Origin of the sequence: Alloyangia pacifica (assembly GCF_003111685.1) — a bacterium.
Lineage (GTDB): Bacteria > Pseudomonadota > Alphaproteobacteria > Rhodobacterales > Rhodobacteraceae > Salipiger > Salipiger pacificus_A.
Map to the genome: position 1 here is coordinate 317,256 of NZ_CP022191.1, position 13,989 is coordinate 331,244.

The 13,989-nt window shown below is 66.0% G+C and carries 12 protein-coding genes; 5 read left to right on the forward strand and 7 right to left on the reverse strand.

The window, feature by feature from the left end:
• Positions 1–3: 3 nt before the first annotated feature.
• Complete coding sequence (locus CEW88_RS20665; RefSeq protein WP_108970417.1) at positions 4–447, reverse strand: MucR family transcriptional regulator; 444 nt, start codon at positions 445–447, stop codon at positions 4–6.
• 144 nt (positions 448–591) lie between these two features.
• Positions 592–861 carry a MucR family transcriptional regulator gene (locus CEW88_RS24625; protein WP_108970418.1) on the reverse strand — a complete coding sequence of 90 codons (270 nt, stop codon included), beginning with the start codon at positions 859–861 and terminating at the stop codon, positions 592–594.
• Positions 862–998: 137 nt separating this feature from the next.
• Here CEW88_RS24625 and CEW88_RS20675 point away from each other — a divergent pair, with 137 nt between their 5' ends.
• The gene (locus tag CEW88_RS20675) at positions 999–1,664 is read left to right on the forward strand and encodes a response regulator transcription factor (RefSeq protein ID WP_159099695.1); all 666 of its coding nucleotides are present in this window, start codon (positions 999–1,001) and stop codon (positions 1,662–1,664) included.
• Here CEW88_RS20675 and CEW88_RS20680 read toward each other — a convergent pair.
• Positions 1,661–2,719: a hypothetical protein gene (locus CEW88_RS20680; protein WP_108970251.1), complete on the reverse strand. Its 1,059-nt coding sequence runs from the start codon at positions 2,717–2,719 to the stop codon at positions 1,661–1,663. The genes CEW88_RS20675 and CEW88_RS20680 overlap by 4 nt on opposite strands.
• A 131-nt stretch (positions 2,720–2,850) precedes the next feature.
• Between CEW88_RS20680 and motA the strand changes: the two genes are divergently transcribed.
• The 4 genes from motA to CEW88_RS20700 all read left to right on the forward strand — a co-directional run bounded on the left by motA (position 2,851) and on the right by CEW88_RS20700 (position 5,875).
• Positions 2,851–3,717 carry a flagellar motor stator protein MotA gene (motA, locus tag CEW88_RS20685; RefSeq protein WP_108970252.1) on the forward strand — a complete coding sequence of 289 codons (867 nt, stop codon included), beginning with the start codon at positions 2,851–2,853 and terminating at the stop codon, positions 3,715–3,717.
• On the forward strand, positions 3,714–3,974 hold the full coding sequence (locus CEW88_RS20690; protein ID WP_108970253.1) for a hypothetical protein: 261 nt from the start codon (positions 3,714–3,716) through the stop codon (positions 3,972–3,974). Before motA ends, CEW88_RS20690 begins: the two co-directional genes overlap by 4 nt.
• Positions 3,964–4,398 (forward strand): flagellar FliJ family protein, encoded by a 435-nt coding sequence (locus CEW88_RS20695; protein ID WP_108970254.1) that lies wholly within the window; start codon positions 3,964–3,966, stop codon positions 4,396–4,398. Before CEW88_RS20690 ends, CEW88_RS20695 begins: the two co-directional genes overlap by 11 nt.
• Before the next feature lie 292 nt (positions 4,399–4,690).
• Positions 4,691–5,875, forward strand: a complete 1,185-nt coding sequence (locus CEW88_RS20700) for a carbohydrate porin (RefSeq protein WP_108970255.1) — start codon at positions 4,691–4,693, stop codon at positions 5,873–5,875.
• Between the two features lie 42 nt (positions 5,876–5,917).
• Here CEW88_RS20700 and CEW88_RS20705 read toward each other — a convergent pair whose 3' ends face one another.
• The 4 genes from CEW88_RS20705 to CEW88_RS20720 all read right to left on the reverse strand — a co-directional run bounded on the left by CEW88_RS20705 (position 5,918) and on the right by CEW88_RS20720 (position 13,989).
• Positions 5,918–9,310 carry a calcium-binding protein gene (locus tag CEW88_RS20705; RefSeq protein WP_108970256.1) on the reverse strand — a complete coding sequence of 1,131 codons (3,393 nt, stop codon included), beginning with the start codon at positions 9,308–9,310 and terminating at the stop codon, positions 5,918–5,920.
• Positions 9,311–9,529: 219 nt separating this feature from the next.
• Positions 9,530–11,524 carry a CocE/NonD family hydrolase gene (locus CEW88_RS20710; protein WP_108970257.1) on the reverse strand — a complete coding sequence of 665 codons (1,995 nt, stop codon included), beginning with the start codon at positions 11,522–11,524 and terminating at the stop codon, positions 9,530–9,532.
• A gap of 42 nt (positions 11,525–11,566) precedes the next feature.
• Positions 11,567–13,168: an ABC transporter ATP-binding protein gene (locus CEW88_RS20715; protein ID WP_108970258.1), complete on the reverse strand. Its 1,602-nt coding sequence runs from the start codon at positions 13,166–13,168 to the stop codon at positions 11,567–11,569.
• Positions 13,165–13,989, reverse strand: a complete 825-nt coding sequence (locus CEW88_RS20720; protein WP_108970259.1) for an ABC transporter permease — start codon at positions 13,987–13,989, stop codon at positions 13,165–13,167. Before CEW88_RS20720 ends, CEW88_RS20715 begins: the two co-directional genes overlap by 4 nt.

Below are 13,989 nucleotides of genomic sequence, written 5' to 3' on the forward strand. Positions count from 1 at the left end.
CCTTTACTCTTGTCCCGCCATCACCGTGCGGTCGTATTTTCCGAGGCCCGCCTCCTTGGCGTGGGCCGCTTTCTTGCGCGAGTAGCTCGGCGCCACCAACGGGAAGTCCTCGGGAAGACCGAAAGCCGCGCGGTACTGCGCTTCGGTCATCCCGTGCTCGGCACCGAGGTGGCGCTTGAGCATCTTGAAGCCGCGACCGCAGCACAGGCAGTAGACCTTTTCCTCGGTCACCGCCTGGGCCACCGGCAGCGCGGGCCGCATCCCGCCGTGTCCCTGCGCGGCGCCGTGCGCCGGCTCGGCCATCGTGGCAGAGGCGGGCATGTCCTGCACCTCACCCGTCAACCGCCTGTAAAGATTCACGATCTCATCCGGGGTCACGTCCGGTCTAGACGCGTAGGCCGCCACGATCCGGGCCACCATATCCTGCGATTCGTCATGTCCACTCATAATCTCATCCTGCCGATCGTCGTTCTGCTTTCGCATCGAAGGGACCAAACGCACTTCTGTCCGTTCTTGCTTGTCCTTGAACAAGCGCGCCCGTCGACGGGGATTGCACTTTTACTTTACATAGATTCTTGCCGCTGCGGCAATTTAACCTTCCCACTCCATGTTTCGAGCGGCTTCCCGCCGGTCGAGGTAGGATTGCGAAACCAGCGGCGCGTCTTTCGGCAGGCGCCACTTCCTGCGGTATTCCTCGGGCGTCATCCCCAGAACCTCGCGCAGATGCCTGCGCAGGAGGGGCTTTTGCATCCCGGTTTCCCGGCATGTCAGCATCGAGTATGAGTCGCCCCGCGGTGACGACGCATTTGCCCGGCTCCACCTTAAAATCCGCAAAAGGAACCCTCGCAACTCTTTACCCATTCCCTTGTCTCTACTTAGTGTTCTTACTCACTCTTGGTAGAGCAGATAGGATTAGAAGGTTAATCCATGTTGAATGCCGCGAGTTTTCGTCGAGTCATGGGAAAAAATCCGACAAAACCTTGTCCGACGAGAGCGAAATGACAAATCGTGCCTCATTTGCCGTGGTTGTCGAGCGCGACACGGCGCAGCGCACCGCTTGGTCGCAGATGCTCGAGCGCAGCGGACTGCGCCGCGTGCTGCGCCGCGCCCGCCCCGCCGAGGCCCGCGAGTTGGTGACCCCGGGCGCGCCGCTGACCGCCATGCTCGTGGGTCTGACCGCCCATCTGCCGCGGGATGATGACATGCTCGGGCTGATCGCCGAGGCGCGGCGGCTGGTCCCCGATGCGGTGATCCTCGCCATCGATCACGGCAACCGCCCGCGCGGCGCCGCCGAGATCTTCGCCGCCGGAGCCGATGACGCGCTGCGGGCAGACCATGATCCCTCGGAGCTGCGCGCACGGCTTTCGGTCAGACTGCGGGGCGCCTCGCTTGCCGGGCAACGCGCGGCGAGGCTGGTACAGCTCGGACTGACCCCGCTGGAAGAGCGCATTCTCGCTTTCCTGAACCTGCGGCGCGGCCAGATCGTCAGCCGGTCCGCGCTCGCCGCAGAGGTGGCCGGAGCCGAATGGAGCTACGGCGACCGGCGCTTCGATGTGCATGTCGGAAGGATCAGGAAGAAGCTGGAGGAGAGCTACGGCACCGCGCTGCGGGTCCGCACGATCCGGGCGCAGGGTTACGTGCTCGAAGGCGACGCCCCGCTCTAGTTGTCGAAGGCCATCTCGAACACCGATGTCTCGAAGCTCGCCGGCATCTCCACCGCCCGCATCATCGTGCCGGTCATCAGCCCCGCGCCGGTGAGCACCGCCAGCGCCACCCGCAGCGGCGAGAAGACGCGGCGGGCGCGGCGCGGCTTGGCCGCGACCGCGGGCACCGCCGCCGCCGGCACCGTGGGTTCGGCGGACTGCGTCGCCGGGCCGGGCGCCACAAAGACCCCATGTCCGGTCACCGTCACCTCGGCCACGCGGGGCGATGCGGCAAACCGCTGGCGCAGGGCGGCGGGAAAGCGGCTCTCGGGGATATCAATGACCAGAGGCGCGCCGGCGACCCAACCTTGCACCGCCTTACGCGGCAGCACGAAGCGCGAAAAATCATCGCGGAAACCGACCTCCTCGACCAGCACGGCGCGGGTCTGGATGGTCACCAACCCGGGGCAGAGGGTCACCCGGACACCGCGGTGACCGAGGCTGACCTCCGCCTCCACGAACTGGCACTCGCTGCCTGAAACCACCTCGGCGGGCAGGTAGCCCTCGGGCATCTCGGGCTTGGGCTTGCGGCGCGCCACTGGTCGCGGCGCAAGCTCGGCGAGGTGCAACCGGGGGCGCCAACGGAAGGGCTCGGGGCCGCGCAGCGCCGCGCTGACCTTTTCGGCCAGGGGGTCGGTGACCGGCGCGGGGGCCGGCGCCGAACGCGCCTTGCGCTCCTGCTCGAAGCGGTAGTTGATCAGGTAGTCTTCGGCCATCTCCGGCAGGTCATCCTCGCCGGCCACCAGCTTCAGAAGCTTCTGCTCGTCCGAGAAGAGCACCCTACGCGTCGGGTAGCCCTCGACCGGAGGCACGACGGCGAACCCGCCCTTGCCGCAGTCCAGCAGCGCCGCGGCCTTGCGCAGCACCGAGCGTCCCTCGTCAAGGTGATGCAGCACCATTTCGCAGGTGCCCGCGTCGTCGAGGCAGAGCACAAGGCCGATCTCGTTGGGCCATTCGGCGAAGACCGTCAGAAGCTCACCGGCCTCGAAAAAATATGCGAGCTTTTCGGCGTTCATGATCAGCGGCCTCGAACAATTCTTCAACTTCGGAATCTATTCTTGTTTATACTTGAAAGAAAGTCAAATTTACATATGCTCATCATGACAGCCGGCGCATCCCGGCAAAAGAGCCAAGCAGAGATTTCCCCATGACGCTGATCCTCGGTCTCGCCCTTGTCTTCGGCCTGGTCTTCGGAGGATTCATCCTCTCCGGTGGCAAGATGGACATCGTGCTGCACGCCCTGCCCTTCGAGGGCATGATGATCGGCGGCGCTTCGATCGGGGCCTTCGTCATCGCCAACAGCTTCACGGTCATCAAGAGCGCTGGCAAGGGCGTGATCAAGGTGGTGCGGGGCCCGCGCTGGAAAACCAAGGATTACGCCGACCTGCTCAACCTGATGTTCGAGCTGTCGCGCATATACAAGTCCCGCGGCATCCTTGCCCTCGACAGCCACATCGAGTCCCCGAAAGAGAGCGACATCTTCGCGCGCTACCCGCGCATCGCGTCAGACCATTTCGCGATCGACCTGATCCGCGACAGCTTCCGGATGCTGTCGATGCAGTTCGACGACAAGTACCAAACTGAGGACGTGATAAACCGCAAGATCAAGAAGCACCACCATGAGGCCATGGCCTCGGCGCACGCGATCCAGACCATGGCCGACGGCCTGCCCGCGATCGGCATCGTCGCGGCGGTTCTGGGGGTGATCAAGACCATGTCCTCTATCGACCAACCGCCCGAGATCCTCGGCGGGATGATCGGTGGCGCGCTGGTCGGCACCTTCCTCGGCGTGTTCCTCGCGTACTGCATGGTGCAGCCGATCTCCGGCCGCCTGGCCCAGATCGAGGAAGAGGACGCGGCCTTCTACCACATCATCCGCGACATCTTCGTGGCCATGGTCTCCGACCACCCGCCGAGCATCTGCGTCGAGATCGGCCGCGGCAATATTCCGACCCGGATGCAGCCCGACTTCTACGAGGTCGAGGCCGCGCAAAAGGAACTGCCCGCGGCATGAGCCTTCTGCGCACCCTTCCCCTGCTGCTCTTCGCCGGCATGGCCTCGGCAGAAAGCGCACCTACCCCGAAGGAAGATTTGGCGACGCTGGGTTATATCTCCGCCGCCCGACCGGGCAAGTTCCACGCCATGCCGCCCTCGGGGAACGGCTTTCCCGAGCCCATCCTCGCCCGGATGCGGATGGCGCTCGGCGGCGAGCGGCCGATGCCCTCGGCGCCGAATCCCGACAGCCCCGCCGCGCCGACCGATGGCCACTGAAGCCACCCGGCGACGCCTGCGCGCGCTACAGGTGATGGAGCGCCTCAAGTCGCTCGAGACCGAGCGGCAGGCGGCAGAGACCGGCGCGATCCGCGCGCGCATGGACAGGCTCGAAAACGACAAGACGGCGCTGCTGGAGCGGCTCTCCGGCGAGTCGCGGATCGACGGGCTCGAGGGCGCCCCTTACCTTGGGCGTTTCATCCGCTCAATCCGCGCCGAGGTCGACCGCATCTCAAACGACGCCGCCAAGCTGGCACCCGAGCTTGCCCGCTCCGAGGAGAAGCTGCGCGCCGCGCTGGCCGAGCAGAAGACCTACGAGATCCTCCGTCTCAAGCGCCTCGCCGAAGAGCGCGAGGCGCGTGCCAAGCGCGAGGCAGACGCGCAGGACGAGCTGTCGCTGCTGCGCTGGAACCGCACCGGCTGACCCGCCGACCCCGACCCGCACGCCTGCACCGATACCGGGCAGCCGCGCCACACTCTTAGCACCGGTTCGCGCCACGGTAGATCCAGAATTGCTTTTATCACGCTCCTGTGGAAGGCTTTTCGCAGGGTTTCAAGGCTTCGTTTCTCGCCGGGAAATCAGCATTTTCGAGACTGCGTTTGAATGAGTGCCGTTCCGGGGCCGCGCGAGGGATCCACGAAGGATCAAGGCGCGGCGCGTTGCCGGGACCGTAATTTCCCAAGGAACAGCCACCTCCGATACGAGGATATTTGCCATGACTGTCCGCCTTTCATTCCGCCCAACGCTGCTTGCCGCCCTGCTGACCTCTGCCGGCCTGCCCCTTGCCGCCCATGCGCAGAACAGCGGGCCGCAACTCAGCTTCGGGCTGACCACCTTCGCGGATGTTCCAACCAGCGGCGACACCGATGACGACGCGCTTTACAACTGGCGGGTCGACATCAAGCTCAACTACGCGGAGATCTGGTCCGGAGGTTCGATCAGCGGGCACGTCGAATACAACGACGGCGACGGCTACGTCGGCCTCGGCGAAGGCGGCCTGGTCTGGCCGACCAACACTTTCGCGACGCTGCCCTCCGTTACCTCGGACAATGAGACCACGCTGTCGCTGACCCTCACGCAGCAGTTCAGCAACACCACCAGCGTCAGCTTCGGCAAGTTCAACGTGATCGATCTGGCCGAGGCGGTGCCGCTTCTGGGCGGACAGGGCCAGGGTGGATTCCAGTACCTCGGCATCGGCGCCCCCGGCAACTTCGTGCTCCCGCCCTACATTTTCGGCGGCGTTCTGACGGTGAACTATGCGCCGATGATCTATACGCTGATGATCTATGATGCGAACAACGCACAAGGCGAGGACTTCTGGGACGATCTCTTCGACGACGGCGTGGTCTACAATGGCACCGCCACCTACACGACCCAGATCAACGGCATGCCCGGCTTTTACAGCTTCAACATTGCCCATTCGACCAAGAAGGGCACCGACTACGAATCCTTGTTGCTTTCGCCCAGCGATGACGCCTTCGCGGGCACCAAGGACGGGGTCAATTACACCGGCGTCAGCTTCCAGCAATACCTCTGGAGCGATCCCCAAAACCCGATGGTCGGCTGGGGCGTCTTTGGCCAGATCGGCTACGGCGATGGCAACCCCAACCCGCTCGACGAGATGTTCCTGTTGGGCCTCGGGGGCAACTCGCCGCTCTACGGGCGGCAGGGGGACCGCTGGGGTATAGCCTGGAGCAAGTACAACTGGTCCGACAAGCTGGGTGACGCGCTGGGGGCCTACGGGGTCAACCTGCAGGACGAGTCGGCGGTCGAGGCCTTCTACGAGGCCGCGCTCACCGAGAACTGGCGCCTCGGCGGCAATATCATGTGGGTCAAGCCGAGCTTCGAAAGCTACGACGACTACACCCAGGTCGGATTCCGCATCCGCGCGACCTTCTGACCCTTCGGGCCTGTCCCCGCGGGGACAGGCTTCGGCCCCGCCTCAGACGAAGCTGAAGTTGCGCGCCGCGCTCACCTCGGAGATGCGCAGATCGCCCTGCAGCAGCAAGCTTCCCTGCGCGCCGAAGCGGATGGTGATGCCCGCCTCGCTGGCCGCGAAGCTAAGGTCCGACAGATCGTCGATCCCCGGCAGGTCGACCTCGATCACGTCCTTCCCGGGGGTGAAATCGGTGATCACGTCGCCGCCGGTGAGGTCGCCCTCCTCCAGCACGAAAACGTCCCGCCCAGCCCAGCCGGTCAGCGTGTCCGCCCCCGGCCCGCCCGAGAGCCTGTCGTTGCCCACCATCCCGTTGAGCACGTCATGCTCTTCGTTGCCGGTCAGTATGTCGTCGCCCTCGCTGCCGACCAGCGTGTCGCTTCCCTGGTTGCCGGAAATGAGATCGTTGCCGTCCCCACCCTTGAGGTAATCACCCCCGCCCCAGCCGAGCAGACGGTCATCCCCAGCGCCGCCATTGGCGCTGTCATCCCCCTTGTCGCCGACCAGCCTGTCGTCGCCCGCCAGTCCCTCGAGCGTATCGTCGCCGTCACCCCCCTCCAGCGTGTCGCCTGTCGTACTGCCCGTGATCCGCTCGCCCATGTCACCGACGGTGTCCGGCTCCGCCGCATCGATGCCCGCGGTGTCGAAGGTGATCTCAATGACCTCGAAGGGGTCGAGGGTGATCGGCACCTTGGTCCCGGTGACTGCGATATCCGTCAGCTTGGCCCGCACGTCGTTCTCGTTGATGTAGTAGCGCTGGCCGTTGACCAGAAGGCTGTCGGCCTCCTGGAAGCCCTCGCCCGGCACGTAGTGCACCCCGTCGCTGGAGTTGGCCGAGACATCCGCGCCAATCTTCACCGCCGAGGCCGAGGCGTATCCGGGCACCAGCGTCGAGAGATCGAGCTCCAGCTCGAGGCTGTCGGTGGCGCGCGAGGCGACGTAGACGACGGTGCTGTCCTCGGACTGCCAGGCGTGGAAGGTGAAGCTGCCATCCTCGATGGAAAGGTCAGTCTCGAGCAGTTCCAGTCCCGGCAAGCTGGAGCTCATCAGATCGAATGTCGCGCCGTTGATCGTGTTCAGCACCCGCCCCTCGGCGTCTGTGAGGACGTTCTCGTGCTGCTTTCCGGCAAGGTCGGTGGGTGTGTTGTGCTGCACCGGCCAGACATGCGCCGCGTCGACGCCGAGCCCGTTCATGTTTGAGGTCATCTCGACCATGACCGAGGCCGAGCGCAGACCGGTCTCCGTGGTGTCCGAGGTGCGCACATTCCACTCGGTGACGTAGAGATCGAGCTCCTTGTCGAAGGCGTCGTCCCAAACCGCGTAGTCGCGGTTGATGAAGTTCATCTCGCCGCTGGTGCCCTCGAACTCGGTCACCCGCTTGTCGTAGTAGTAATGCTCGACCACCCCGTCGAGGGCCTCGCGCGCCTCGCTGCCAAGCTGGCCGATGATGGTGCGGTTGGCATCCTGCACGCGCTGCAAATAGGGGCGATCATCGATCGAGACGTGGTATTCCGACCCCGCGAAGGGCGAGGCCATCTGCACGAGGATCGCCGCCTGATCCTCCGGCTCGAAGCCGGCCTCCTCCATGCCCCGCGCCAGCGCCACGGCGGCGACATCGGCCTTGGCCCCATAGGCGGTCTCGCCCATGCTCCAGTATTCATTGCCAATCTCGAAGGCTTCGACCACGTCCGAATGGTCGCGCATCACCGTCTCGGCAAAGCGGGCTATGTCCCCGTCGAGCGCCTCGTAGTCAGTCACGCTGTAGTTCTTGGTTGGCAGCACCAGCGTTACCTTGGCGCCAGTCTCCCGCGCCCAATCCAGCATATCGGTCACTTCGTGCCGGAGCGCCCATGCCCCGTCAACCCGCTCCATCTGCAGGATATTGAGGAACCCCGCGCCATCCTCCTCGAGATCGCCGCTGTCGCCCTGCCCGGCCGGGAAGCGCAGATGGGTGATATCGAGCGCATCCGCCGCAGCGCCGAAATTGTCGAAAGGCAGCCCGTCCTCGGTGTTGACGCTGAACACGAGGTTGCCGCCGAAATAGGCCCCCTCCAGCACCTGTCCGGTACCCGTCGCCGCGGTGACCGAGACTTGCGTTCCGTCGAAGGCGGGCGGGGCGGCCGCGAACGGCGTCACGGCAGCGAGGTTGCCCAGCCAGCCGCGCGGGTCGCCGAGTTCGGCCGCATCCACGCCGTCGATCACCGCGAGCACCCGGCCCTCGAAGACCAGCGCCGTGCCGCTGCCATCCTCGGCTTCCGCGACCGTCAGGCTGCCATAGGCCGCCCCTGCCGAAAGCCGCGTGCCGTCCGGCTGCACCAGGGTGATGAGTTCCGGAGCACCGTCGTTGCCCCGCAGGTCGTAGGTGTGCAGCGTCATCGGAACGAAGGCCCCCTCCCCCTGCGGCACCACGATCTCGTAGCTGTCCTTTCCCGCCGCGCCCGCAAGATGATCGCCCGCGTCGCCGCGCAGCGTGTCGTCCCCGGCGTTGCCAACCAGCGTGTCGCCCACCGTCTCGGCCCCCTCCTCGTCGACGCCGTTGACGAAATCGTCTCCGGACTGGCCGTCGAGATAGTCACCTCCGCCAAGACCCACCAGCGTATCCGCTCCGCTCCCGCCGAAGAGCTCGTCGCGCCCCTCGCTGCCGGTAAGCGCGTCGTCGCCGTCAAAAAAGCCGGTGAGCGCGGGCGAGAAGTTCCCGATCCAGACGGTCTCGTAGAAAAGCTCCTCGGCGGTGTGGCCCTCGATCACCGCCACCACCTCGCCGTTCATGTAGATCCCCGCGCCGCTGCCGTCGGGCATGTCGCCGATGCCTGCCGCGAGCGTGCCGTCGAAAAAGGCGGCGCGCGGGAGGATCTCGCCCTCCGGCGTCACAAAGACCACGCGGTCGGGCACGTCCTGCTCGGTGAAGCGGGTGAAGTCGAGATCGGTGATGGTAACCGGCGCGGCGCCCTCCTGCCCCACCGGCACGACGAAGATATCCGCATTTCCGCCGCCGGTCATCCTGTCGCCGTCATTGCCCCAGAGCACGTCGTTCCCCACGCCGCCCTCCAGCACATCCGGCGCCCCGAGCGCCTCGTCGACGAAAAGCAGGATGTCGTTCCCCGCCCCGCCCTGCGCGCTGTCCGCTCCCTGTGTGCCGACGAGCTGGTCATTTCCCTCCCCGCCGATAAGCAGGTCGTCCCCGGCACCTCCTTCCAGAGTGTCATTGCCCGGGCCGCCGGAAAGCGCGTCACTCTCTGCACTGCCGATCAGCGTCGCGCCATTGAGGTCCGCTGTCTCATCGGCATCTTCGGCGGCCCTGTCCTCCGGGGCATCCTCCTCGCCCGAGGAGGACGTGCCGCCCGCCACGCTCCACAAGATACCGCCGATAAGAAGGGAGAAGAGGTAAAGCGTGGGCATGAAAACAACCGGAACCAGAATGCGAGGGCACGGCACACGTTGCAGGCGCTGAACCACAACAACTTCGCGGAGCCTAAGACATATTCCCGCCGCAATTTAGCAATTTTTGGAAACGTCGCGTTTCCAGAATCCGGGCAATGCACGCAGGCCACACGAATTCCGCATGCAGGAACGGGCGCCGCCAGAGGGGCGCCCGTTCCCAAACGAAAGACCCGGCGGTCAGATCAGATGCCGCGGGATGGTCTCGGACCAGTCCTTCGCGAAGACTTCCTCGCCATTGAGCGTGACCGACATCCGGGCCTTCAGGAAGAAACTCTCCGTATCGCTGATCATCTCGCTGTCGAGCACCGAAACGGTCTGCCATCCCTCACGGCCCATCTCGTAGACCTGGTGCAGCTTGTAGCGCGCCGAGGTCGGATCGTCGGGATGGATGGTCAGCTCGCGCCGCAGACTGTGCGAGAGCACCGTGCCGATCTCGTCGAAGCGCAGCACGCCCTCACCGAAGAGACCGCCCTCGCCGTTGGTCACATAGGTGACCTCGCCGGTCAGGTAGTCGGTGGTGACATGGCGCTCGAGCTTGGCGGGCCGGATCATGGTCATCGGGCAGGCCGGACCATGCGCCGGGGGCTCGAAGCCCGGATGAACGTCGCCGCCGCGACGCTGCGGCACGTGCAGCAGGCTGCGCGCGGTGTCGATGGTCAGCGTGGCGGCCTCGGGCGCGGGCCAGATGATTGGCCAGTAGGCGGTGCCCACCGAGACGCGGAGCTTATGGCCCGCGGCAAACCGATGGCCGCAGGCCGAGAGCTTGACCTTCACGGTCTCGAAGTGTCCCGGCACCAGCGCCTCAGGGGTCTCGTGGCCGTTCCGATGGGTGAGGTTCAGCACCTGGTAGCTGACCCGGGTGACCTTGCCATCGGGCGCGACGTCGCCGAGCCGCACCACGACTTGCGCCACCGGCTTGTCCGAGGCGAGGTGCAGGTCGAGCTCGGGCACGCCGAGGATTTCAAGATCGGAACCGAATACCCCGGTTTCGAAGACCAGCGCGCCGCCGTCCTCGATGCGCTGATCTCCAGGCATCTCGCCCGGGCAGCCGACGCCCATCCATTCGCCCGCGGCAATGCCATGGCTCTGCGGCGAACGGATCGGCAGCAGAGCGCCCTCTTCCGGTGCATCGGCGAGCGCGCCGCCGGGGGTCAAGTGCATCTGCCGCATAGGCTCGGCCAGCGGCCAGTCGGAGCCAACCCAGCGGCCCGGCTGGTCGGGGCGCGAGGTCTCGGGCGCAATGGGATCGTTGATGTAAGCGCGCAGCTTGGGCTCCTGCGTCACGCCGGTATCCTTGCCCTTCAGCCACTGGTCCCACCAGCGTGTCGCCTCCTGCAGGAAACCGATCGCCGGGCCCGGCACGCCGTCCTGCGGATAGACATGACCCCAGGGACCGATGATGCCGCGCGTGGGAACCTGCAGGTTCTCCAGCAGGCGCGGCACCGAGTTCGTGTAGCTGTCGGCCCAGGCCCCGACGACCATCACCGGGCATTGAATCGCAGAGTAGTCCTCCTGCACCGAGCCGTGCTTCCAGTATGCGTCATAGCTCTGGTGCTCGGCCCAGAGAGCCGGGAAGAAGGGAAGGGTTTCCAGTCTCTTCTGCCAGTCCTCGCGCCAGCTTTCGCCGACCACCTCAGGATCGAGCGGACGGGCCTGGTAGCCCATCATGATCGAACCCCACCAGAGGTTATCGTTCAGCAGGCAGCCATTCATGAAGTGAATGTCGTCCTTGAACCGGTCGTCGGTGGAATAGCAGGTGATGATAGCCTTCAGCGCCGGGGGACGGCGCGCGGCGACCTGCAGCGAGTTGAACCCCGACCAGCTCTTGCCCATCATCCCGACGTTGCCGTCGCACCAGTCCTGCGCCGCGATCCAGGCGATGACCTCGCAAGCGTCGTCCTGTTCCAGCTCAAGGTACTCGTCGGCCATGTGGCCCTCGGACTCGCCGGTGCCGCGGATGTCGACGCGCACGGCGGCATAGCCGTGTTCCGCGAAATAGCCGTGCATCGGCTCGTCGCGGCCGCGGGTGCCGTCGCGCTTGCGGTAGGGAATATACTCCAGAACCGCCGGGACCGCGTGGCTGCGCGCGCCCTCGGGCAGGAAGAGCCGGGCGCTGAGCCGCGTGCCATCCGGCATCGGGATCCAGACGTGTTCGATGAATTCGGTGGCCATGATGACTTCCGTTTATCGTGTGTATTCAGATGATTGTTTGGGTCAGGACGCGCGGGCGGCCAGCACCTTGTCGAGCCACCCGCGATCCAGCTGCGGCACCGAGTCCAAGAGCTTGCGGGTGTAGGGATCACGCGGCGCCTCGAAGAGCGTGGCGGTGTCCGCCTCCTCGACGATCCGGCCCTTCTGCATCACCACCGTGCGGTCGGCGAGCCGGCGCACCACCGACAGGTCGTGGGTGATGAAGAGGTAGGTCATCCCCAGCTCGTCCTGCAGCTTGCGCAAGAGGCGCAGGATATCCTCGGCGACCAGCGGGTCGAGCGCCGATGTGACCTCGTCACAGATCATCAGATCGGGCTCGGCGGCCAGCGCACGGGCGATGCAGACGCGCTGCTTCTGCCCGCCCGAGAGCGCGCCGGGCAGACGGTTTCCCATCTCGGTCGGAAGGCCGATCATTTCGAGCAGACGCGCCACCTCGTCCCGCTGCGCCTCGCCCTTGAGCCCGCGGAAGGTCTGCAAGGGGCGACCGATGGTCTCGGCCACCGTCTGGCGCGGGTTCAGCGCAACGTCGGGCAGCTGGTAAATCAGCTGGATGCTGCGCAAGAGATCCGGCGAGCGCTTGCGGTAGGTCACGGGCAGCGGTTGGCCGTCAAACTGCACCTGCCCCGCAGACGGCGCCAGCAGGCCCGATACCAGCCGCGCCAGCGTCGACTTGCCCGAACCGGATTCGCCGACGATGGCCACGGTCTCGCCGCGCTTTACCGACAGGTCAACGTCATGCAGAACCGGCGTCCTGCCATAGGCGGCAGAGAGGTTGTCGATCCGCAGGATCTCCTCGCCCGTCCGGTGATGCGCGCCCGCCTCGGCGTTGAGGCTGGCCTGCCGCTCGGAGACGAGCCGCTGCGTGTACTCCTCGCGCGGGGCGGCAAGGATCTGCTCGGTGGTGCCGGTCTCGACCTCGGCCCCGTTGCGCAGCACCATGAGCCGGTCGGCGACCTGCGCGATCACCGCGAGGTCGTGGGTGATGTAGAGCGCCGAGGTGCCGTATTTGCGGATCGTCTCGCGCAGCAGCAGCAGCACCTCGATCTGCGTCGTCACGTCGAGCGCCGTGGTCGGCTCGTCGAGCACGAGGATGTCGGGCTTGCACGACATGGCCATGGCGACCATCGCCCGCTGCAGCTGTCCGCCCGAGACTTGGTGCGGGTAGCGGCGGCCAAAGGTTTCGGGCTCGGGCAGCCCGAGCGCGGTGAAGAGCTCGATCATCCAGGCGCGGGCTTGGGCGGCGCTCATCTGCCCATGCCGCAGCGGGCCTTCCATGATCTGCCGTTCCAGCCGGTGCGCGGGGTTGAAGGCCGCCGCCGCGCTCTGCGCCACATAGGCGATGCGCGCGCCGCGCACGGCCTCGCGCTCGGACCTAGAGGACGACGCCAGGTCGCGGCCCGCCAACCCGATGCTGCCGCCGGTGATCCGGCAGCCGCCGCGCCCGTAGCCCATTGCCGCAAGGCCAATGGTCGACTTGCCCGCACCGCTCTCGCCGATCAGGCCGAGGATCTCGCCCTGCTCCAGATCGAGCGAGACGCCATGCAGCAATTCCACGCCCTCGGCGGTGGCAACCCGCAGGTCGCGGATACGAAGGATATCGCTCATCGGTTGTCTCCCTGCACGGTGGTATGGCCCGCGAGCAGCCAGTCGACGGTGAGGTTCACCCCGATGGTCACCATGGCGATTGCACCGGCGGGGAAAAGCGGGGCGTAAAGCCCGTAGAGGATGCCCTGCTGGTTGTCGCGCACCATGCCGCCCCAGTCGGCGAAGGGCGGCTGCACGCCAAGACCGAGGTAGGACAGCCCCGCCACGAAGAGGAACGTGAAGCAAAAGCGCATGCCGAACTCGGCCACCAGCGGCGGCAGGGCGTTGGGCAGGATCTCGCGGCGGATCATCCAGCCAAGGCGCTCGCCACGCAGGCGGGCGACCTCGGCGTATTCCATGACGTTGATCCCCTGCGCCACGAGGCGTGCAAGGCGGAACACCCGGGTGCTGTCGAGCAGCGCGATGGTGACGATCAGCACCGGCAGCGACGAGCCGAGCGCCTGCAGCACCACCAGCGCCGAGATCAGCACCGGGATCGACATGACGGTATCAACGACGCGCGACAGCACCAGATCGAGCCAGCCACCGCGGATCGCCGCCAGGATGCCGAGCGGCACGCCGACGGCGAACGACAGGCACACCGCGGCAAGAGAGATGCCGATCGACATCTGCGCGCCGTAGAGCAGGCGTGAGAGCATGTCGCGGCCGTTCTGGTCGAAGCCCAGCGGGTGGCCCGGCTGCGGCATGTCGAAGGGCATGCCGACGATCTCTTCCTGTCCGAAAGGCGCGAGCATCGGCCCGAAGAGGAACAGGATCGCATTCGCGGCGATCAGCGCCATGCCGATCCAGCCGGTCAGCGGGATGTTGGAGAGGCGGGACAT